Source organism: Bradyrhizobium sp. SZCCHNRI20481 (assembly GCF_032485055.1).
Lineage (GTDB): Bacteria > Pseudomonadota > Alphaproteobacteria > Rhizobiales > Xanthobacteraceae > Bradyrhizobium.
The window spans coordinates 131,612-151,496 of record NZ_JAUEUE010000015.1 but is presented as its reverse complement, the minus strand read 5'-3'; the positions used below and the strand labels follow the sequence as shown (position 1 = coordinate 151,496).

Annotated in this window: 20 protein-coding genes; 12 read left to right on the top strand and 8 right to left on the bottom strand. The window is 66.4% G+C overall.

What is annotated here, in order from left to right:
• Positions 1-111 precede the first annotated feature (111 nt).
• On the top strand, positions 112-903 hold the full coding sequence (locus QX132_RS24160; protein WP_315740702.1) for a Bax inhibitor-1/YccA family protein: 792 nt from the start codon (positions 112-114) through the stop codon (positions 901-903).
• A gap of 152 nt (positions 904-1,055) precedes the next feature.
• Complete coding sequence (locus QX132_RS24155; RefSeq protein ID WP_315797883.1) at positions 1,056-1,583, top strand: GNAT family N-acetyltransferase; 528 nt, start codon at positions 1,056-1,058, stop codon at positions 1,581-1,583.
• Positions 1,584-1,626: 43 nt separating this feature from the next.
• On the opposite strand, the gene QX132_RS24150 is transcribed toward QX132_RS24155, so the two are convergent.
• The 3 genes from QX132_RS24150 to acnA all read right to left on the bottom strand — a co-directional run bounded on the left by QX132_RS24150 (position 1,627) and on the right by acnA (position 6,105).
• Complete coding sequence (locus QX132_RS24150) at positions 1,627-1,992, bottom strand: DUF2794 domain-containing protein (protein ID WP_315757137.1); 366 nt, start codon at positions 1,990-1,992, stop codon at positions 1,627-1,629.
• A 424-nt stretch (positions 1,993-2,416) separates the two neighbouring features.
• Positions 2,417-3,199: a DUF1223 domain-containing protein gene (locus tag QX132_RS24145; protein ID WP_315777347.1), complete on the bottom strand. Its 783-nt coding sequence runs from the start codon at positions 3,197-3,199 to the stop codon at positions 2,417-2,419.
• A gap of 188 nt (positions 3,200-3,387) precedes the next feature.
• Positions 3,388-6,105, bottom strand: a complete 2,718-nt coding sequence (acnA, locus tag QX132_RS24140) for an aconitate hydratase AcnA (RefSeq protein WP_315740699.1) — start codon at positions 6,103-6,105, stop codon at positions 3,388-3,390.
• A 223-nt stretch (positions 6,106-6,328) separates the two neighbouring features.
• Here acnA and ccmA point away from each other — a divergent pair, with 223 nt between their 5' ends.
• The 5 genes from ccmA to QX132_RS24115 all read left to right on the top strand — a co-directional run bounded on the left by ccmA (position 6,329) and on the right by QX132_RS24115 (position 9,593).
• A complete protein-coding gene (ccmA, locus tag QX132_RS24135; protein ID WP_315797884.1) occupies positions 6,329-6,958 on the top strand; it encodes a heme ABC exporter ATP-binding protein CcmA in 630 nt (209 codons plus the stop codon).
• Positions 6,959-7,280: 322 nt separating this feature from the next.
• Complete coding sequence (gene ccmB / locus QX132_RS24130) at positions 7,281-7,949, top strand: heme exporter protein CcmB (protein ID WP_315740697.1); 669 nt, start codon at positions 7,281-7,283, stop codon at positions 7,947-7,949.
• A gap of 93 nt (positions 7,950-8,042) precedes the next feature.
• Positions 8,043-8,819 (top strand): heme ABC transporter permease, encoded by a 777-nt coding sequence (locus QX132_RS24125; protein WP_315740696.1) that lies wholly within the window; start codon positions 8,043-8,045, stop codon positions 8,817-8,819.
• A gap of 1 nt (position 8,820) precedes the next feature.
• A complete protein-coding gene (ccmD, locus tag QX132_RS24120) occupies positions 8,821-9,000 on the top strand; it encodes a heme exporter protein CcmD (protein WP_315740695.1) in 180 nt (59 codons plus the stop codon).
• Positions 8,997-9,593 carry a DsbE family thiol:disulfide interchange protein gene (locus QX132_RS24115; RefSeq protein WP_315811917.1) on the top strand — a complete coding sequence of 199 codons (597 nt, stop codon included), beginning with the start codon at positions 8,997-8,999 and terminating at the stop codon, positions 9,591-9,593. The genes ccmD and QX132_RS24115 overlap by 4 nt, the downstream gene beginning before the upstream one ends.
• Positions 9,594-9,698: 105 nt before the next feature.
• On the opposite strand, the gene QX132_RS24110 is transcribed toward QX132_RS24115, so the two are convergent.
• The gene (locus QX132_RS24110) at positions 9,699-10,301 is read right to left on the bottom strand and encodes a septation protein A (RefSeq protein WP_315740693.1); all 603 of its coding nucleotides are present in this window, start codon (positions 10,299-10,301) and stop codon (positions 9,699-9,701) included.
• Positions 10,302-10,420: 119 nt separating this feature from the next.
• Positions 10,421-11,368, bottom strand: a complete 948-nt coding sequence (ftsY, locus tag QX132_RS24105) for a signal recognition particle-docking protein FtsY (protein ID WP_316163067.1) — start codon at positions 11,366-11,368, stop codon at positions 10,421-10,423.
• A gap of 59 nt (positions 11,369-11,427) precedes the next feature.
• On the opposite strand from ftsY, the gene QX132_RS24100 reads away from it, so the two are divergent.
• On the top strand, positions 11,428-12,324 hold the full coding sequence (locus QX132_RS24100) for an RNA pseudouridine synthase (protein ID WP_316163066.1): 897 nt from the start codon (positions 11,428-11,430) through the stop codon (positions 12,322-12,324).
• A gap of 8 nt (positions 12,325-12,332) precedes the next feature.
• Here QX132_RS24100 and mtaB read toward each other — a convergent pair whose 3' ends face one another.
• Entirely contained in the window at positions 12,333-13,679 is a 1,347-nt protein-coding gene (gene mtaB, locus QX132_RS24095; RefSeq protein WP_316163065.1) for a tRNA (N(6)-L-threonylcarbamoyladenosine(37)-C(2))-methylthiotransferase MtaB, read from the bottom strand.
• Positions 13,676-14,542 (bottom strand): diaminopimelate epimerase, encoded by an 867-nt coding sequence (gene dapF, locus QX132_RS24090; RefSeq protein WP_315757130.1) that lies wholly within the window; start codon positions 14,540-14,542, stop codon positions 13,676-13,678. Before dapF ends, mtaB begins: the two co-directional genes overlap by 4 nt.
• Positions 14,543-14,712: 170 nt before the next feature.
• Here dapF and QX132_RS24085 point away from each other — a divergent pair, with 170 nt between their 5' ends.
• Together QX132_RS24085 and QX132_RS24080 are read left to right on the top strand one after the other, a co-directional pair.
• A complete protein-coding gene (locus QX132_RS24085; protein WP_315797888.1) occupies positions 14,713-15,471 on the top strand; it encodes a GyrI-like domain-containing protein in 759 nt (252 codons plus the stop codon).
• A 5-nt stretch (positions 15,472-15,476) separates the two neighbouring features.
• Complete coding sequence (locus tag QX132_RS24080; protein WP_315797889.1) at positions 15,477-16,187, top strand: SIMPL domain-containing protein; 711 nt, start codon at positions 15,477-15,479, stop codon at positions 16,185-16,187.
• A 214-nt stretch (positions 16,188-16,401) separates the two neighbouring features.
• On the opposite strand, the gene QX132_RS24075 is transcribed toward QX132_RS24080, so the two are convergent.
• Complete coding sequence (locus QX132_RS24075) at positions 16,402-17,394, bottom strand: MBL fold metallo-hydrolase (protein ID WP_315797890.1); 993 nt, start codon at positions 17,392-17,394, stop codon at positions 16,402-16,404.
• Positions 17,395-17,799: 405 nt separating this feature from the next.
• Here QX132_RS24075 and ffh point away from each other — a divergent pair, with 405 nt between their 5' ends.
• Complete coding sequence (gene ffh / locus QX132_RS24070) at positions 17,800-19,350, top strand: signal recognition particle protein (RefSeq protein ID WP_315797891.1); 1,551 nt, start codon at positions 17,800-17,802, stop codon at positions 19,348-19,350.
• A gap of 140 nt (positions 19,351-19,490) precedes the next feature.
• On the top strand, positions 19,491-19,823 hold the full coding sequence (gene rpsP / locus QX132_RS24065) for a 30S ribosomal protein S16 (RefSeq protein WP_008964221.1): 333 nt from the start codon (positions 19,491-19,493) through the stop codon (positions 19,821-19,823).
• The last annotated feature ends 62 nt before the right edge of the window (positions 19,824-19,885 follow it).

Below are 19,885 nucleotides of genomic sequence, written 5' to 3'. Positions count from 1 at the left end.
CCGATGACGCAAATTTAATATCTGTGGCAGTGGGTATGAGATAGGGTTTTTCGAGAACCGGCTAAAGGTCCTGCCAGGACCGGACTGCCGGGCAACCAACGGGAATCGACCATGTCGGACCTAGACCGCAATTATGCTTCACCCTTTGGCCGGGTGGCCGGGCGCGCCGATGCCGCGACCGTCGACGCCGGTCTGCGCGCCTACATGCTGCGCATCTACAATTACATGAGCATCGGCCTGGCCATCACCGGCCTCGCGGCGCTGGGCGTCTACATGGCGTCGGTGACCGGCGATCCGGCTGCCGGCGTATTCAAGTTCGGCAACGCGTACCTGACGCAGTTCGGCTACGCGATGTTCGTGAGCCCGCTGAAGTGGCTGTTCATCCTGGCCCCACTGGTCATGGTGTTCGCGATCTCGGCCGGCATCAACCGCCTGGCGCCGTCGACCGCGCAGATCCTGTTCTGGGTGTTCTCGGCCTTGATGGGCATCTCGCTGTCGTCGATCTTCCTGGTGTACACTCACACCTCGATCGTGCGGGTGTTCTTCATCACCGCGGCGACGTTCGGCGCGCTCAGCCTGTACGGCTATACGACCAAGCGCGACATGACCGGCATGGGCTCGTTCCTGTTCATGGGCCTGGTCGGCATCGTGCTGGCGAGCCTCGTGAACCTGTTCCTGGCGAGCTCGATGCTGCAGTTCATCGTCTCGGTGATCGGCGTGTTCGTGTTCGCCGGCCTGACCGCCTGGGACACGCAGCGTCTGAAGAACGAGTACATCTACGGCTACGCTTCCGCGGGCGGCGACATTGCCGAGCGCGCAGCGATCACCGGCGCCCTGTCGCTGTACCTGAACTTCATCAACCTGTTCACGCTGCTGCTGCAGCTGCTCGGACAGCGCGACTGAGCCAGCGGCTCACACGAGCGACCTTCGAAGCCCCGGCCTCACCGCCGGGGCTTTTCGTTTGCGCAAGCCAATTGCGACCGCGGCGCGGGCGCGACGGCAGCCATGCCGCGAGGCCGGATTGATCGCCGCGTCCGCTTTGGTATGTTTCCACCATGTCCGACATTGAGATCCGGCCCACCCGGGAGGCCGACCTTCCCACCATCACCGTCATCTACGGCCAGGCCGTCCGCGAGGGCACGGCCACCTTCGAGCTCGACCCTCCGGATCTGACGGAAATGACGCGCCGCTTCCGGGCGCTCACCGACGACGGCTTTCCCTATTTCGCCGCCCTGCTGGACGGAGAGGTGGTTGGCTATGCCTATGCGGGGCCTTACCGGCCTCGCCCGGCCTATCGCTTCACGGTGGAGAACTCGATCTATCTCGCCCCCGCCAGCCAGCGTCGTGGCATCGGAATGCGACTGATGCGGCGGCTGATCGACGCCTGTGAGGAGGGAGGCTTTCGCCAGATGATCGCCGTCATCGGCGACTCCGCCAATGCCGGCTCGGTCCGGCTGCATACCGCCTGCGGCTTCCAGATGATCGGCACCCACCCGAGCGTCGGCCTGAAATTCGGCCGCTGGCTCGATACTGTGATGATGCAGCGCCCGCTCGGGGCCGGGAGCAGCGACGTCCCGGCGTAAGCAACGCCAGTCGGAATGTCATGATCAGCCGGAGCGCGTGGGATCAGACCAGCGCCGGCTTCGGCGCGATCACCAGCAGCACGCGCTCGAGCTCATGACCGCGGCGCAGGATCAGGCCGGTGGCCGAGATCACGCTGTACATGCCCTGCTTGCGCGCCAGCCGCGGGTCCTTCTCGATGCGGTAGATCGGCACCTCGGACGCCCGGCGAAACACGGAGAAGACGGCCCGGTCACGCAGGAAGTCGATCGAATAGTCGCGCCACTCACCGTCGGCGACCATGCGGCCGTAGAGGTTGAGGATACGATTCAGCTCGAGACGATCGAACGTCACCCGGTTGGGCGCTGCGGCCGCGTTGCGCGCCGCCGCGCGGTTCTCGCTGGGGTCGGCATCCTCCGGAGTGAGGTTCATGAGCGTCCTCCTGTCATCTGTGTGACATGATCGCGCCAACCGCCGGAAGCCGCAAGGGGCCGTTTTCATTGTTGAAGTTCGGCCGTGCATGCCAACCGCGCGAACTCCGCGAACACGCAAGCGTCACGGGATCGTTAGCAGAATCATAATCGCGCCGTCTTTCCGCCCACCGACCGCCCCCGACCTTAGGCATAAGATTCATGTGCGTTGGCCCGGTCCTTTCGGTTCCGGATTCCTCAGCCCCCAGCCCCCCGGGGTCGTCAGGATCGGGTCCATTCACAAGTAAGGCAAAGGGCCAACGCAAGTTGGTCCTTTTGCTTTTTTGGCGTGAGCTGCACGGAACATGTTATGGCGCGCCTCCGTCCTATGGACGTGACGCGCCTTACCGCAGGTCAAGGGAAACGAAGATCAGGACGACCGAAGATCAGCGCTCGGGAGCACGCGCCGTTGCTGAAGCCCGTCCGACCAATGGCAACTCGGAAAAGGCGGCCCCGAGCATCGCGCCGGGGCGGTCGCGACTGCCGTCCTGCACATAGACGACGGTGCCATCGACGCCCTCGCGGGCGATCTTCTCCAGCGGCACGCTCCATCTGACCGGCGAACCATTCCAGTCACCCAGCTTCTGAAGACCGCGAACGACGTTGTAATAGGTCAGATCACGGCCGCTGTTCTCGCCGCGGCCGACCGAGATCGGGACCACCCGCGAGATCGAGCAGACCCAGACCTCGCCGTGCTTGCGCGGCATCTGGTCGTTGGCCGCGGCCACGGAGACAGTGAGGTCCTGGCCGTCGACCGACAGCCTCACCGGCACCGACATCACGCTGCCACCCTGGACGGTCTCCTCGATGGCGCCTTCGATCGCCTCGCGGTCGCTGCCGATCACATGCACGGAGCCGTTGACCACCGCCTGCGGCGTATAGACTTCGCGATCGCCACGCGCCCTGGAATAGGCCCGCTGCCGGGCCGTGAAGCGGGAGTCGGCCAGCGTGTCCTTCCAGCCCAGGTAGTCCCAGTAGTCGATCGGCAGGGACAGCGCGATGACCGAGGGATCTCTGGCGAGCTCGCCGAGGATCTTGTCGGCCGGCGGGCAGGATGAACAGCCCTGGGACGTGAAGAGTTCGATCACCGCACGCGGATCGGACGCAGCCGGCCGGACGAAAGCGATGACCGCACAGACACTCAGCGCCGCGCGCGACCACCACGACATCTGTCCACTCATCGTCACTGTCCTGTCTGGAACATGGTCCGCTGCGCCCTGCCGCGTCAATGATCTGCGAAGCCGCCCTCGTAGTTAATAGATTGCAAACGAAAAGGAGGCGGCCTTTGTCATAGGCCGCCTCCTTCATCACCCGCTACTCACTTCAGAGTGAGCCAAACTGTCGCGTCGCGCTTTGGTTAAGCAGCAAGCTTGCGCAGCACGTAGTGCAGGATGCCGCCGTTGCGATAGTAGTCCAGCTCGTCCAGCGTATCGATCCGGCAGAGCAGCGGCACCTGCTGCGCCGCCCCGTCGGCCGACACGATCTCGGCGGTCAGGGTTTGACGCGGCTTCAGGTCGCCCTGCAGGCCCTTGATGGTGACCTTCTCGTCGCCCTTCAGGCCGAGCGAGGACCAGGACGTGCCTTCCTGGAAGGTGAGCGGGAGCACACCCATGCCGACCAGGTTCGAACGATGGATGCGCTCGAAGCTCTGGCAGATCACGGCGCGGACGCCGAGCAGCCGGGTACCTTTCGCAGCCCAATCGCGCGACGAGCCGTTGCCGTATTCGGCGCCGGCGAACACCACCAGCGGCACGCCCTCTTCCTGGTACTTCATCGCGGCGTCGTAGATCGACATCTGCTCGCCGTCGGGCCAGTGCTTGGTCAGGCCGCCTTCCGGAATGTTGCCGTCGGCACCTTTGAGCATGAAGTTCTTGATGCGGATGTTGGCGAAGGTGCCGCGCATCATGATCTCGTGGTTGCCGCGGCGCGTGCCGTACTGGTTGAAGTCGGCCGGGCGGACCTGGTGCTCGCTGAGGAATTTACCGGCGGGCGAGGTCAGCTTGATCGAACCGGCCGGCGAGATGTGGTCGGTCGTGATCTTGTCGCCGAACAGCGCCAGCACGCGGGCCTCGACGATGTCCTTGATCGGCTCGGGCTCCTTCTTCATGCCGTCGAAATACGGCGGGTTCTGCACGTAGGTCGACGACATGTTCCAGCGATAGGTCTCGCTCTCGACCGTCTTGATCTTGCGCCAGTTGGTGTCGCCCTTGAACACGTCGGCGTAGCGCTTCTTGAAAATCGACGCCTTGACGAATTTCTTGACGAAGTCGTTGACCTCCTTGGTCGTCGGCCAGATGTCTTTCAGGTAGACCGGCTTCTTGTCCTTGCCGATGCCGATCGGCTCGACCGAAAGATCCTTGGTCACGGTGCCGGCCAGCGCGTAGGCCACGACCAGCGGCGGCGAGGCCAGGTAGTTGGCCTGCACGTCCGGCGAGACGCGGCCTTCGAAGTTGCGGTTGCCGGACAGCACGGCCGCCGCGACGACGCCGTTGTCGTTGATCGACTTCGAGATCTCCTCCGGCAGCGGACCTGAATTGCCGATGCAGGTAGTGCAGCCAAAACCGACCAGGTTGAAGCCGACCTTGTCGAGGTCCTTCTGCAGGCCGGAGTTAGCCAGATACTCGGCGACCACCTGGCTGCCCGGGGCGAGCGAGGTCTTCACCCACGGCTTGGCCTTGAGGCCCTTGGCGGCGGCGTTGCGGGCCAAGAGGCCGGCGCCGATCAGCACGCTCGGGTTCGAGGTGTTGGTGCAGGAGGTGATGGCGGCGATGACGACATCGCCATGGCCGATGTCGAAGTCCTTGCCCTCAACGGGGAAGCGCTGCGCGGCATCGCTCTTCTTGTACTCGCCGGCCAGCGCGGTGGCGAAGCCCTCGGCCACCGCCGGCAGGGCGATGCGGCCCTCGGGACGCTTCGGACCAGCCATCGACGGCACGACGTCGGCGAGATCGAGGGTCAGCGTCTGCGTGAACACCGGGTCCGCCGACTTGGCGGTGCGGAACAGGCCCTGCGCCTTGGCATAGGCCTCGACCAGCGCGACGCGCGGGCCCTTGCGGCCCGAGGTCTTGAGATAGTCGATGGTGGCGGCGTCGACCGGGAAGAAGCCGCAGGTCGCGCCATATTCGGGGGCCATGTTGGCGATGGTCGACTTGTCGGCGACCGAGAGATGGTCGAGGCCGGGCCCGAAGAACTCGACGAACTTGCCGACCACGCCGAGCTTGCGCAGCATCTGGGTGACGGTCAGCACCAGGTCGGTCGCGGTCACGCCTTCCTTCAACGCGCCGGTCAGCTTGAAGCCGACGACGTCGGGCAGCAGCATCGACAGCGGCTGGCCGAGCATGCAGGCCTCAGCCTCGATGCCGCCGACGCCCCAGCCGAGCACGGCCAGACCATTGACCATCGTGGTGTGCGAATCGGTGCCGACCAGCGAATCCGGATAGGCGACCTCGAAGGTGCCCTTGGTGCGGCCGACGGTCATCTTCTCCTTCTTGGTCCAGACGGTCTGCGCGAGGTATTCGAGGTTGACCTGGTGGCAGATGCCGGTGCCGGGCGGCACGACGGAGAAGTTCGAGAACGCCTTCTGGCCCCACTTCAGGAATTCGTAGCGCTCCTGGTTCTGCTTGTACTCCTCGGCGACGTTCTTGCCGAACGCCTTGTTGTCACCGAAGTAGTTCACGATCACCGAGTGGTCGATGACGAGATCGACCGGCACCAGCGGGTTGATCTTCTCGGCATCGCCGCCGAGCTTCTGCATCGCGTTGCGCATCGCTGCGAGATCGACCACCGCAGGCACGCCGGTGAAATCCTGCATCAGCACGCGCGCCGGACGGAAGGCGATCTCGTGCTCCAGCGACTTCTTGCGCAGCCATTTCGACACCGCGACAATGTCGTCCTTGGTGACGGTGCGGCCGTCCTCGTTGCGCAGCAGATTCTCGAGCAGCACCTTCATCGAATAGGGCAGCTTGGAGATGTCCTTGAGACCGTTCTTCTCGGCTGTGGGCAAGCTGTAGTAAATGTAGCTCTTCGTTCCGACCTTGAGGGTCTTGCGACACTTGAAGCTGTCGAGCGAGGTCATGCGTGGAAATCCCAATTGATCTGTATACCCGGAGGGGGTATTTAAGAACCGTCAGCGCGAGGCGCCGGATGGCTTGCAGCGGGCGATTGTGTGCTGCATCAAGGTCGGGCTTATAGAAGCTTTCTAACTGCGCCGCCACAGCCACAAGCAAGCCGCGACGTGGCATCACCCACAAATTCTCACGCGCTAGCCATCAATTTCGTAAGGGCTGTCACGACGGGCCATGCAGCTTTCTCCAACACTGTCTCCGAAACTGTTCGGCCGCGACGTCAGATGCGTGCGCGGCGGCCGCGAGGTGTTCGCAGGACTTGCGTTCGAAGCGCTCGCGGGCGAGGCGCTGGCGGTGACCGGACACAATGGTGCGGGCAAGACATCACTGCTGCGGCTGATCGCCGGCCTACTGCTGCCGGCGGGCGGCTCCATCGCCATCGAGGGCGGCGAAGGCGAGTTGACGGTGCCCGAGCAGGCGCACTATCTCGGCCACCGCGACGCGCTGAAGCCGGCGCTCAGCGTGCGCGAAAACCTGACCTTCTGGGCCGAATTCCTCGGCGGCGGCGTCACGCGGCCGATCCCCGACTGTTTGGCGGCGGTGGGCATCGCGCACGCCATCGACCTGCCCGCCGCCTATCTGTCCGCCGGCCAGCGCCGCCGCCTGTCGCTGGCGCGCCTGCTGGCCGTGCCGCGCCTGCTGTGGCTGCTGGACGAGCCGACCGCCGCGCTCGACATCGCCGGACAGGCGATGTTCGCCGGCCTGATGCGCGAGCATCTCGCTGGCGGCGGGCTGATCGTGGCCGCGACACATGGACCGCTCGGCATCGCCACGCGCGAGCTGCGGATCGGGGAGGCTCGATGATTCCCTCTCGCCTCTTCGCAGTCCCACCCACCGCTCTCTCCGTTCCCTCCCCCCTTGTGGGGGAGGGTCAGGGAGGGGGGTGCCCCACGACGCGCTCTAACTTGTTTGACGAGATTCGGTCGCACCAACCAACGTCCCATCGGCGCGCCGACCCCTCCCCCTTGCGGGGAGGGGTCGGGGGTGGGCGTCCACAACGGCAGCGTCACCCGGAGCCACCCCCCTCCCCAGCCCTCCCCCACAAGGAGGGAGGGAGCGCAGTTTGCGGGTGGAGGGAGCGTGGCTCACCATCTGCCATCAAGCAATCAGCCAAGGCCCTCCCCGCATGACCGCGCTCGGTGCCCTCATCCGCCGCGACATCCGGATCGCGCTGCGCATCGGCGGCGGCGCGCTGATCGGCGTGCTGTTCTTCCTCACCGTCGTGGTGCTGATGCCATTCGCGGTCGGGCCGGATCTGGCGCTCCTGACTCGGCTCGGCCCCGCCATCCTCTGGCTCGGTGCCCTGCTCTCCAGCCTGCTCACCCTGGACCGGCTGTTCACCGCCGACCACGAGGACGGCTCGCTCGACCTGGTCGTGATGAGCCGGACACCGCTGGAGCTGGCCTGCGCCGCCAAGGCGCTGGCGCACTGGCTCGCCGCCGGCCTGCCGCTGGTGATCGCGACGCCCGTGCTCGGACTGCTTCTCAATCTCGACGCCACCGCCACCGGCGCCGTCGCGCTGACGCTATTGGCGGGCACGCCTGCCCTGACCTTCATCGGCATGATCGGTGCGGCGCTGGCGGTGACCATGCACCGCGGCGGGCTGCTGCTGGCGGTCTTGGTGCTGCCACTATCGATCCCGGTGCTGATCTTCGGCGTCGCGGCGTCGCAGGCGGCCATCGTCGGTCCGCTTCCGTTCGGGGCGCCATTCTCGATCCTGTGCGCATTGTCGCTGGTGAGTTTCGTGATCGGCCCGTTCGCCGCTGCGACAAGCTTGCGGAACGGGCTGGATTGACCCACCGCCCGCCGAGGTTTGACCATGATCAACTCTTACCTGGTGGCGCCGTGCTGATTGCCTGCAACCGCTTCCGCCTTTAACAAGGGTCTCATGTCGCTGATCGACCTTGCCAATCCCACCCGGTTCCTCGGCCTCGCCGCACGGTTGCTGCCGTGGCTGGCGCTGGTCACGACCGCGCTGCTGGCTGCCGGCCTGTACCTCTCGGCGCTGGCGCCCGACGACTATCAGCAGGGCGCGACCGTCAAGATCATGTTCATCCACGTGCCCAATGCGTGGCTGTCGATGTTCGTCTGGGGCGTCATGAGCATCGCCTCGCTCGGCACCCTGGTATGGCGGCATCCGCTCGCCGACGTCGCCGCCAAGGCCGCCGCCCCGATCGGCGCCAGCTTCACGTTCCTCGCGCTGCTCACCGGCTCGCTGTGGGGCCGGCCGATGTGGGGCACCTATTGGGAGTGGGATGCCCGGCTGACCTCGGTGCTGATCCTGTTCCTGATGTATCTCGGCCTGATGGCGCTGTGGCGCGCGGTCGAGGATCCCACCCGCGCCGCCCGTGCTGCCGCCGTGCTGACGCTGGTTGGCGCCATCAACCTGCCGATCATCAAGTTCTCAGTCGACTGGTGGAACACGCTGCATCAACCCGCGTCGGTGATGCGGATGGGCGGTCCGGCGCTCGACAAATCATTCCTGATCCCGCTGCTGGTGATGGCAATCGGGTTCACGTTCCTGTTCGTGACGCTGCATGTCGCGGCGATGCGCAACGAGATCCTGCGTCGTCGTGTGCGCAGCCTGCAGATGATGCAGGCGCGCGCCTACACGACGACCGCACCAGCCGACGATCCGGCAGGCCAGATCGCGGGAGCGGCTTGATATGGACCTCGGCCCCTATACCTCCTTCATCGCCACCTCCTATCTTGCGGCGGCGCTGGTCGTGGTGGTGCTGATCGGCTGGATCGCCATCGACTACCGCACCCAGAAGGCGCGCTTGCGCGCGCTCGAGGACAGCGGCATCAGCCGCCGTTCCGGCCGCGCGGCAACGGACATTCAATGACTGAACAGGCTGCGACAGAGCCGGCGCCGCGCCGCCGCTCATTCCTCATGCTGCTGCCGCTCGTGGTGTTCCTCGGGCTGGCGGCGCTGTTCTGGTCGCGCCTCGGCAACGGCGATCCGTCGCGCATTCCGTCGGCGCTGATCGGCCGTCCGGCGCCGGCCACACCGCTGCCGCCGCTGCCGGAGCTGGCCAGAGACGGCACGCCGGTGCCCGGACTCGATCCGGCCGCGCTCAAGGGCAAGGTCAGCATCGTCAACGTCTGGGCATCGTGGTGCGTGCCCTGCCACGACGAGGCGCCGCTGCTGGTCGAGCTCGGCCGCGACAAGCGCTTTCAGATCATCGGCATCAATTACAAGGATGGCGCCGACAACGCCCGCCGCTTCCTCGGCCGGCACGGCAATCCCTATGACGTCGTCGGCGTCGACGGCAATGGCCGCGCCGGCATCGAATGGGGCGTCTACGGCGTGCCCGAGACCTTCGTGGTCGGACGCGAGGGCACCATCGTCTACAAGCTGGTCGGCCCGATCACGGCGCAGAACATCGATGCGGTGTTGAAGCCGGAGATCGAGAAGGCGTTGAAGGCGGGATCGTAGTTCAGGCGTCGTTGCTAGCCAACGGGTCGGGGAAGCAATCCAGAGTCCTCGCGCAGCCCTGGATTGCTTCGTCGCTACGCTCCTCGCAAAGAGGGCACGGCGGAGCTACCCCTTGCTCACATCCCCCTCGGCCGCATCGCTGGCTTCGAGCGACGCCGGGTCCTGGTGGTAGCGCTTGATCAGCGGCATCTGGGCGATGGCGAAGATCATGGTCAGCGGCACAACCCCGAAAGCCTTGAAGCCGACCCAGAAATCGGTGCTCTGCGTGCGCCAGATGATCTCGTTCAGCACCGCCATCGCCGCGAAGAACAGCGCCCAGCGGAAGGTGAGGATGCGCCAGCCCACAGCCGTCAGGTTGAACATCTGATCGAACATGATCGCGATGAAGGAGCGGTTGAACAGCAGACCGCCGCCGAGCACGGCCGCGAACAGGCAGTAGATGATGGTCGGCTTGACCTTGATGAAGGTCTCGTCGTGCAGCACCAGGGTCAGCGTGCCGAACACGATGACGACGACGGCGGTCACCAGCGCCATCAGCGGCACGTGCCGCGTCACCACATAGGACGCGATCAGCGCCGCGATGATCGCCACCATGAACGCGCCGGTCGCAGCGAACAGATTGAACTTGGCGTTGACCACGAAGAACACGATCAGCGGACCGAGTTCGGTCGCGAGCTTGAACAGCGGATGCGGCTGGGTCTTGTCCATTCCATGTCCCGTTGGCTGTCATCATCCGCGGCCGCGGATGATCCAGTAGCCTCTGATGTCTCGTGGCGGAGGAGGCGCGCAACGGGCGGAAAGGCTCGCAGGCGCGCCGCACCGTGACGTCAATCCTCGATTCCCGCAATCGCCCGCGCGAAATCCTTGGCGGCGAACGGGGAGAGATCGTCGACCCCCTCGCCGACGCCGATGAAGTGCACCGGCAGCTTGAACTTCTCCGACAGCGCCACCAGGATGCCGCCGCGCGCCGTGCCATCCAGCTTGGTCATCACGAGACCGGTGACGCCTGCCGTACGATGAAACGCCTCGACCTGCGACAGCGCATTTTGTCCCACCGTCGCGTCGAGCACGAGCAGCACCGCATGCGGCGCCGACGCGTCGACCTTGCGAATGACACGCACCACCTTTTCGAGCTCGTTCATCAGCTCGGCCTTGTTCTGCAAACGACCGGCGGTGTCGATCAACAGAATGTCGCGGCCCTGCTCCTTGGCCGCGGTGATGGCGGTGAACGCAAGGCTGGCCGCGTCCGAGCCCTGCGCGCCGGCGATGACCGGCGCCTTGGTGCGCTCGCCCCAGACCTTGAGCTGCTCGATGGCGGCGGCGCGGAACGTGTCGCCCGCCGCCAGCATCACCTGCCTGCCCTCGGACGCAAATTTCGCGGCCAGCTTGCCGATGGTGGTCGTCTTGCCGGAGCCGTTGACGCCGACGACGAGAATGACGAACGGCTTGTGGCCCGGCGCGATCTCGAGCGGCTTCGCCACCGGCGACAGCACCTTCTCGACCTCGGTCGCGACCACCGCCTTCACCTCGTCGGCGCTGATCGCCTTGTCGTAGCGGCCGGTCCCGACGGCCTCCGCAATCCGCGCAGCGACCTGGGTACCGAGATCGGCGCGCAGCAGCACGTCCTCGATGTCGTCCAGCATCGCGCGGTCGAGCTTGCGCTTGGTGACGAGATCGGCCACGGCCGTGCCGAGCGCGCCGGAGGTGCGCTTCAGGCCCGCGGACAGCCGCCGCCACCACGACAGCTTGGGTGTTTCGGAGGTGGTATCGTTCATGGCGTGGTGTTAGCCCTTTCCATTCGCAAACGAAAGCTCACACCCGCGTTACGGTTTCCATGGACATTAACCAACCCAGCGACGAGGAGATGCTCGCCCGCGTGCTTCATCGCGACGGGCTGATGCTGGTGATCGACAAGCCGGCCGGCATTCCCGTGCACAAGGGACCAAAGGGCGGACCGAATCTCGAAGCCTCGTTCGACGCACTGCGCTTCGGCCTGCCGCGCCCGCCGGTGCTGGCGCATCGGCTCGACAAGGAAACCTCGGGCTGTCTGGTGCTCGGCCGTCATCGCAAGGCAACGGCCTCGCTCGGGCTTTTGTTCAAGCACGGCAAGATTTCGAAGACCTATTGGGCGGTGGTCGAGGGCGGGCCTGACGCTAATGAGGGCGTGATCGAGCTGCCGCTCGGCAAGCTCAACGCCGAGCGCGGATGGTGGCAGAAGCCGGATCCGCAAGGGCAGCCGGCGGTGACGAAATGGCGCGTGCTGGGGCGGTCATACTCTCTTGCCAGTCTATCCCTGAACTCCCCTCTCACTCGTGGCAACGACCCGCCTCCGCCTGCCGGCGGGGAGGGGTCGGGGGTGGGGGTCCCCACGGGCAGTGTCGCTTGGAGCCCCCCCCCTCCCCAGCCCTCCCCCACAAGGGAGGAGGGAGCGCAGCTGCCGGGTGTAGAGTCAGTGCACTCCAATCGCAGTGCGCGACTCACCTGGCTCGCCATGGAACCAGTGACCGGCCGCACCCATCAATTGCGCGTGCATTCGGCTGCGTCGGGTTGGCCGATCGTCGGCGACAACATCTACGGCAACGGCCCGCGCTTCGGCGAGCCGCGGCTGCATCTGCACGCGCGCGAGATTTCGATCCCGCTGTCGAAAAACAAGCCGCCGGTACACGTGGTGGCGCCGGCGCCGGTGCACATGCATGAGCGACTCAGGATGTGCGGGTGGAACGGGGAGTGAGCCCGCCATCAGGCGCAAGCGAGACCTGGGCTCGCACCACACCTACCGCCGTCATCGCCCGGTTCAACCGGCGATGACGGCGGGGGCAGGACTAACAGCCTGCCCCCATCATGACCTGACATCGTGAGGCGCTGCACGGTGCCCATCGTGTGACCCGCTACGGCCACCGGCAGATAATGCTCCGTCCGGCCTTGCGTCTCGCTCTCGATCAGCACCTCGCGCAGGCAGCCGATCTCCTGCTCCAACCGCCGCCGCAGCGCCGCTTCGCCCGCAGTCCGCAGCCGCCGCGCCCGCTCGCGGATGACGGTGCCGTCCACCTGCGGCATGCGCGCGGCCGGCGTGCCCGGCCGCGGCGAATAGGGAAAGACGTGCAGGAAGGTCAGCTCGCATTCCTCGACGAGATCGAGCGAGCGCGCGAACATCTCCTCGGTCTCGGTCGGGAAGCCCGCGATCAGATCGGCGCCAAGCGCGATGTCCGGCCGCAGCCGGCGCACCTGAGCACAGAATGCGATGGCATCGGCGCGCGCATGCCGCCGCTTCATGCGCTTCAGGATCAGATCGTCACCCGCCTGCAGCGACAGATGCAGATGCGGCATCAGCCTCGCATCATCAGCGAGGGCATCGAGCAGGTCGGCATCCGCCTCGATCGAATCGATCGAGGAGATGCGCAGGCGCTTCAGCTCGGGCACGTGGCGCAGGATCCGCTTCACCAGCCGGCCGAGCTTGGGTGCGCCCGGCAGATCCGCGCCATAGCTCGTGAGGTCGACTCCGGTCAGCACGATCTCGGCATGGCCGCCCTCGCTCAGCGCGCGCACCTGATCGACCACGGCGCCCATCGGCACCGAGCGCGAATTGCCGCGGCCGAACGGGATGATGCAGAACGTGCAGCGATGGTCGCAGCCGTTCTGCACCTGGACGAAGACACGCGGCAGGCCGCGCTGGAAGCCATCGACCAGATGCGGCGCCATCTCCGTCACCGCCATGATGTCGGAGACGGCGACCTTCTCGGACGCATCGATGCCGAAGCGTGGCACGGCCAGCGCCTGTGTCGTCGCACGCCACGCGTCGGGCTGCAGCTTGTCGTCATTGCCGATGACGCGGTCGACCTCGGGCATGGAAGCGAACATGGTGGCCTGCGTCTGCGCGGCGCAGCCGGTCACGACGATGCGCGCCGCCGGGCGCTCGCGCTTCAGCTTGCGGATGGATTGCCGCGCCTGCGCCACGGCCTCGTTGGTGACGGCGCAGCTATTGATGACGATGGTGTCATCGGCGCCAGCCGCCTCGGCATGTTTCGCGATCAGCTCGGATTCGAACGCGTTCAGGCGGCAGCCGAAGGTGACGACGTCGACGCTCATGCGACGCTGGCGAACATCGACGGCTCGAACCGCCCCTCGAACTCGAATGCGGCGGTGCCCGTCATCAGCACGTGATCGTCGCGCTCGCGCCACTCGATCGTGAGCTCGCCGCCGGGCAGCGTCATCTGCACGATCCGGTTGGCGCGCTTCAGCCTGGCAGCCGCGACCGCGGTCGCGCAGGCCGCCGAGCCGCAGGCCTTGGTCAGCCCCGCGCCGCGCTCCCAGGTGCGCATCGTGATGTGGTCGCGATCGACGATGTGGGCGAGCGTGATGTTCGCACGCTCCGGGAAAATCGGATGGTTCTCCAGCAGCGGCCCGAAGCGCTCCAAATCATAGGCATTGACGTCGTCGACCCAGAACACCGCGTGCGGGTTGCCCATGTTGACGACCGAGGGCGAATGCAGGATCGGGGCATTGATCGGCCCGATCTGCAGCTCGATGTAGCGGGTGTCGCGGAACTCCTCGGCGAGCGGAATCTCCTGCCAGCCGAACTTCGGCACGCCCATGTCGACGGTGTAGAGGTCGGGCGCCGGCCCCTGCCAGCAGTTCAACAATCCGGCGCGGGTCTCGAACGTCGCGCTGGTCTGGCCGGTCTTGCCGAACACCTGGCGCACCACGCAGCGCATGCCGTTGCCGCAGGCGCCGGACTCCGATCCATCGTTGTTGTAGATGCGGATGAACGCTTCGGTGCCGTCGAGCCGCGGCGGCTGCAGCACCATCAGCTGGTCGTAAGGCACCCGGGATGCCACCGCCCGCGCCTCGTCCGGCGTGACGACATGCTTCACGTCGCGCAGATCGACCACGACGATCTCGTTGCCGATCCCGTTCATCTTGACGAAGCTGTGGTTGGCCAGCGCGCTCATGAAAATATCCAAATTGTGTCCGCCTTATATGGCGAATGGCGCGGCATTGACCAGCCTGCAGAGCGACATGACGCATCTGTCATGGGACGCCGCGCCGCCGAGCATGTTAGGACCGGTTCATTCGCCGGCACGAACCGGGCAAAGCAGCACGGCCACTGGAGAATAGTCGAATGAATCTCAGCACTTTCCGCCTCGTTCTGGCCGTGAGCTCGGTCGCGCTTCTGCTCGGCGGTACGTTCGCCCGGGCCCAGGCGCCGTCGGCCTCGCCGGCTCCGGCGGCCTCAGCCACGCCCGCACCGGCCCCGAGCGCGCTACCGGCCCCGGCGGTGCCGGCCTCTCCTGCGCCTGCCGCGTCGGCCAGTCCGGCGCCCGCGACCAGCCCGATGCCGGCCGCCAGCGCGAGCCCCTCGCCGTCGTCATCTCCGACCGCGGCCCAGTCCCCGGCCACGTCGCCGCCAGCCCAGGCGGCCGACGCCTTCGGCGACGAGATCAAGCTCGAGGCGAAGAAGGTTGTCCTCGTCAAGGGCACCGCCAATTGGGACAATGCGTTCGAAACGCTGATCGACTCCTTCAAAACGCTGTCGGCCACGCTGGACAAGCAGGGCATCAAGCCCGCCGGCAACGGCATGATCGTCTACACCTCGACCGACGACACCGGCTTCACCTTCCTGGCCGAGATGCCGATCGAGCAGGAGCCGAAGACGCTCGGCAAGGGCATGAGCATCGGCCAGTCGCCCGAGGGCAAGGCGCTGAAGTTCGTCCATCGCGGCTCCTACGACAACATGGACAACACCTACGAGGCGATCACCAACCACCTCGACGAGCGCCGGCTGGAGGCCAAGGACACCTTCATCGAGGAGTACCTGACCGACCCCTTGAAGACGGCCGAAGACAAGCTCGTCATCAACGTCTACGTGCCGCTGAAGTGAGCACCATGATCATCAGACCCATCCTCGCGGTCGCGCTCGCGACCAGCTTCGCAATGCCCGCCCTCGCGGATGACATCGCCCGGCAGGACACGCCGGCGATCACCGTCAGCGGCGAAGCCAGCGTGTCGGCGCCGCCGGATCTGGCGCAGATCGACGCCGGCGTGGCGTCCGACGCCAAGACCGCGCGCGAGGCGGCCGAGGCCAATAACGCCGCTATGGCCAAGGTGCTGCAGGCGCTCAAGCAGGCGGGGATCGCCGACAAGGACTATCAGACCTCGCGGCTGTCGCTGCAGCCGCAATATGCGCAGAACCGGCCGGCCCAGCCGGCCGTGACCGGCTATCGCGCCAGCAATCGCGTCACCATCAAGGTACGCGACGTCGCCAAGGTCGCCAGCGTGATCGACACGCTGGTCGCGGCCGGCGCCAACGATGTCGGCAACATCTATTTCAGCGTCGCCGAGCCGTCCAAGCTGCTCGACCAGGCGCGCGAGAAGGCCGTCGCAGACGCCCGCCGCAAGGCCGAGATCTACGCCAAGGCCGCCGGCGTGACGCTGGGCCAGCCGCTCAGCATCTCCGAGGACGGCACGCCCGCTCCGGTGTTCCGCGCCAAGACCTTCGCCGCACCGATGGCCGCGACGCCGACCCCGGTGGCGCAGGGCGAGGAGACATTGTCGATCACGGTCAACGTGACCTGGGCGATCAAGCCGGGGCAGTGAGGCGCACTCCCTTCGGCGCGGCCCATTCACGCGGGGTCGTGAACCCACAGCGCGACGACAAACTCGGTGTCGTCCCGGCCAACGCGCCGGGACCCATAATCCGCAGCGGATGTTGTCGTGCGAGATGGAGCTGCTGATCTTCGCAAAACTTGATCCGGTGGTGATGGGTCCCGGCGTTCGCCGGGACGACACCTTTTGTGGTTGCGACAGCGAGTCAGATCTCCACCACCTGCCCCGGCTTCAGCACGCCGAACCGCTCGCGCGGGATGCCGGCCTGGTCGAGCGCGGCGTGCAAGGCGTGGACCGGCGCATCGATCGCCTCGTCCGTCAGTTGGAACGTGCCGTGGTGATGCGCCAGCGCGGCCTCCGCGCCGCAATCCTGCAGCGCCTGGACGGCGTCCTCCGGGTTCATGTGCTGGTCGCGCATGAACCAGCGCGGCTCGTAGGCGCCGATCGGCAGGATGGCGAGCCTGATCGGCGCGTGCTGCTCCGCGACGCGGCGAAAATGCTTGCCCGTGCCGTAACCGGAATCGCAAACGATGTAGACCCTGCCGCGCGGCGTCTCCAGCACGAAGCTCGCCCACAGCGCCTTGTTGCGGTCGAAGAGCCCGCGCGCCGTCCAGTGCCGCGTCGGCACCAGGGTCACGGCGACCTCCTCGTTCAGCGTCACGCGATCGTGCCAGTCATAGGCCTCGGCGCGGATCTTGGAGTCAGCGTCGATCATCGTAAGGTCGTTGCCGAGCGGCGTGACGACCCGCGGCGAAAAGCGCGCGGTCAGCTTCGACAAGGTCCGGAGGTCGAGATGATCGTAGTGCCCGTGCGACACCAGCACGACGTCGATATGCGGCAGCCCCTCAAAGGCGATGCCGGGATCATTGTGCCGCCGGGGACCGGCGAACGCGAATGGCGACACCCGCTCCGACCAGACAGGATCGACCAGGATGTTGAGCCCGCCGGTCTGGACCAGCCAGCTGGCGTGGCCGATGAAGGACAGCCGCACGGTCTCGCCGTCGATCCGGTGCGGCGGCGTGTCGGCGTGCGGGCTCGCCGCCCAGGACGGCCAGCGGGAACGCTTGCGGTTGCGGTCGAACTGCCAGCGCAGCACCTGGGACAGGGATTTGGGCGGAACGCCGTCGGGATCGTAGAAGCGCTTGCCGTCGAAATGGTCGGTGACGGGGCCGGAATAGGTCCTGGAACGGCGCAGCAAGGTCGTCCTCGCGAGGAAAGCTGAACTGCGGCAAGAGGTAAGCGGCCCAGCGCAGTCCGGCAACGGCAGGGCGCGGAGCAAGTTTCCTTGACTTTTCCGCGCGCTGAGGCTTAAACCCCGCCGAATTTCGAAAAGCATCACTTTTCGAGCCACCGCCCGGCCCTGGAGGCCGGAGGTCACCGCCCGACAGCGCTATGCGCCCTCGGGCGCAAAATTGTTTGGGATTTCCGTTTCGGCACCATCTGCTGAAGCACACGCTGTCATCACCCGCGAAGGCGGGTGATCCAGTGCTCCGGGACGGCGCGGTTCCGACCGAGGCGCCACGGCGTCCTGGATGCCCCGCCTGCGCGGGGCATGACGGTGAGAGACATAGCGAGCGCCTGACAAGGGCAAAGGAAAACGGCATTGTTCGACAATCTGTCGGAAAGGCTTGGCGGCATTCTCGATCGGCTGACGGGGCGTGGTTCGCTCTCGGAGGCCGATGTCGACGCCGCGATGCGCGAGGTCCGCCGGGCGCTGCTCGAGGCCGACGTCGCGCTGGAGGTCGTCCGCAGCTTCACCGAGCGCGTGCGCGAGCAGGCGATCGGAGCCACCGTCGTCAAGTCGGTCACCCCCGGCCAGATGGTCGTCAAGATCGTCCATGACGAGCTGGTCAAGACGCTCGGCGACGACGGCCAGACCATCGACCTCAACGCCGTGCCGCCGGTGCCGATCATGATGGTCGGCCTGCAGGGCTCCGGCAAGACCACCACCACCGCCAAGCTCGCGCGCCGCATGGTCCAGCGCGACAAGCGCAAGGTGCTGATGGCCTCGCTCGACGTCTACCGTCCGGCCGCCATGGAGCAGCTCGCGGTGCTCGGCCGCGACCTCGACATCCCGACGCTGCCGATCGTCGCCGGCCAGATGCCGCCGCAGATCGCGCGCCGCGCCATCGAGGCCGCCAAGCTCGGCGGCTACGACGTGGTGCTGCTCGACACCGCCGGCCGCACCACGCTAGACGAGGACATGATGAAGGAGGCCGCCGAGATCAAGGCGGTCGCCAACCCGCACGAGGTGCTGCTGGTCGCGGATTCGCTGACCGGCCAGGACGCCGTCAATCTCGCCCGCGCCTTCGACCAGCGCGTCGGCCTCACCGGCATCGCGCTGACCCGTATCGACGGCGACGGCCGTGGCGGTGCGGCGTTGTCGATGCGCGCCGTCACCGGCAAGCCGATCAAGCTGCTCGGCACCGGCGAAAAGACCGACGCGCTAGAGGATTTCTATCCCTCGCGTATCGCCGGCCGCATCCTCGGCATGGGCGACATCGTCTCGCTGGTCGAGAAGGCCGCGGCGAACATCGACGCCGAGAAGGCCGCGCGCGCCGCCGAGCGGATGCGCAAGGGCCAGTTCGACCTCAACGACATGCGCGAGCAGCTGCAGCAGATGGCGCAGATGGGCGGCATCGGCGGGCTGATGGGCATGATGCCCGGCATCTCGAAGATGAAGAACCAGATCGCCGCCGCTGGCATCGACGACAAGATCCTCAAGCGCCAGGTCGCGATCATCGATTCGATGACGCGCGAGGAGCGCAAGCATCCCGACCTGCTCAAGGCGAGCCGCAAGAAGCGCATCGCCGCCGGCTCCGGCCAGAGCGTCGAGCACGTCAACAAGCTGCTCAAGATGCACCGGAACATGGCCGACGTGATGAAGGCCATGGGTTCCGGCAAGCGCGGCCCGCTGGCTGGCATCGCCCAGGCGATGGGTTTTGGCGGCGGTGGCGGCATGCCGTCACCGGATCAGCTCAAGGCGCTTGCGGAAAAGATGCCGGGTGGCATGCCCGGCGGCGGGCTGCCGAACCTGCCGAAGGATCTGCCCGCCGGCCTGCGCGGCGGACTGCCGAATCTCCCCGGCCTCACCGGTCTCAGCGGCAAGCCGACGCTTCCTGGTCTTGGCCTCCCTCCGGGGAAGAAGAAATGATCTCACTCCCGTCATTGCGAGGCGCGAAACGGCGAAGCAATCCAGAGTCGCGCACGCCGCTCTGGATTGCTTCGCTTCGCTCCCAATGACGACCTCTTCCAACTTTCAAACCGATATATCGACCTCAAAGGAGAACTTTCATGTCCGTCGTTATCCGTCTCGCCCGTGCCGGCACCAAGAAGCGCCCGGTCTATCACGTCGTCGTCGCCGACTCGCGCTTCCCGCGTGACGGCCGGTTCATCGAGCGTCTCGGCTACTTCAATCCGCTGATGCCGAAGGACAACGAGGCGCGCCTCAAGCTCGACATGGAGAAGGTGAAGGGCTGGCTCGCCAAGGGCGCGCAGCCGTCCGACCGCGTCGCCCGCTTCCTCGACGCCGCCGGCGTCAAGAAGCGCGAAGCCCGCCAGAACCCGATCAAGGCCGTGCCGCGCAAGGAGCGCAAGGCGCAGGCCGAAGCCGCCGCCAAGGGCTAAGGTCGTTGACGAGCGCGGACTCATGCTTCGAGACGCACGGCTTGCGCCGTGCTCCTCAGCAT

Coding starts and splice junctions, on each gene's coding strand:
- QX132_RS24155 (WP_315797883.1), top strand. CDS start 1,056: ATGTCCGACATTGAGATCCGGCCCACCCGGGAGGCCGACCTTCCCACC.
- QX132_RS24160 (WP_315740702.1), top strand. CDS start 112: ATGTCGGACCTAGACCGCAATTATGCTTCACCCTTTGGCCGGGTGGCC.
- QX132_RS24100 (WP_316163066.1), top strand. CDS start 11,428: ATGGACATTAACCAACCCAGCGACGAGGAGATGCTCGCCCGCGTGCTT.
- ccmD (WP_315740695.1), top strand. CDS start 8,821: ATGGACCTCGGCCCCTATACCTCCTTCATCGCCACCTCCTATCTTGCG.
- ccmA (WP_315797884.1), top strand. CDS start 6,329: ATGCAGCTTTCTCCAACACTGTCTCCGAAACTGTTCGGCCGCGACGTC.
- QX132_RS24085 (WP_315797888.1), top strand. CDS start 14,713: ATGAATCTCAGCACTTTCCGCCTCGTTCTGGCCGTGAGCTCGGTCGCG.
- acnA (WP_315740699.1), bottom strand. CDS start 6,105: ATGACCTCGCTCGACAGCTTCAAGTGTCGCAAGACCCTCAAGGTCGGA.
- QX132_RS24145 (WP_315777347.1), bottom strand. CDS start 3,199: ATGTCGTGGTGGTCGCGCGCGGCGCTGAGTGTCTGTGCGGTCATCGCT.
- mtaB (WP_316163065.1), bottom strand. CDS start 13,679: ATGAGCGTCGACGTCGTCACCTTCGGCTGCCGCCTGAACGCGTTCGAA.
- QX132_RS24125 (WP_315740696.1), top strand. CDS start 8,043: ATGTCGCTGATCGACCTTGCCAATCCCACCCGGTTCCTCGGCCTCGCC.
- QX132_RS24110 (WP_315740693.1), bottom strand. CDS start 10,301: ATGGACAAGACCCAGCCGCATCCGCTGTTCAAGCTCGCGACCGAACTC.
- QX132_RS24115 (WP_315811917.1), top strand. CDS start 8,997: ATGACTGAACAGGCTGCGACAGAGCCGGCGCCGCGCCGCCGCTCATTC.
- QX132_RS24080 (WP_315797889.1), top strand. CDS start 15,477: ATGATCATCAGACCCATCCTCGCGGTCGCGCTCGCGACCAGCTTCGCA.
- dapF (WP_315757130.1), bottom strand. CDS start 14,542: ATGAGCGCGCTGGCCAACCACAGCTTCGTCAAGATGAACGGGATCGGC.
- rpsP (WP_008964221.1), top strand. CDS start 19,491: ATGTCCGTCGTTATCCGTCTCGCCCGTGCCGGCACCAAGAAGCGCCCG.
- ftsY (WP_316163067.1), bottom strand. CDS start 11,368: ATGAACGATACCACCTCCGAAACACCCAAGCTGTCGTGGTGGCGGCGG.
- QX132_RS24150 (WP_315757137.1), bottom strand. CDS start 1,992: ATGAACCTCACTCCGGAGGATGCCGACCCCAGCGAGAACCGCGCGGCG.
- ccmB (WP_315740697.1), top strand. CDS start 7,281: ATGACCGCGCTCGGTGCCCTCATCCGCCGCGACATCCGGATCGCGCTG.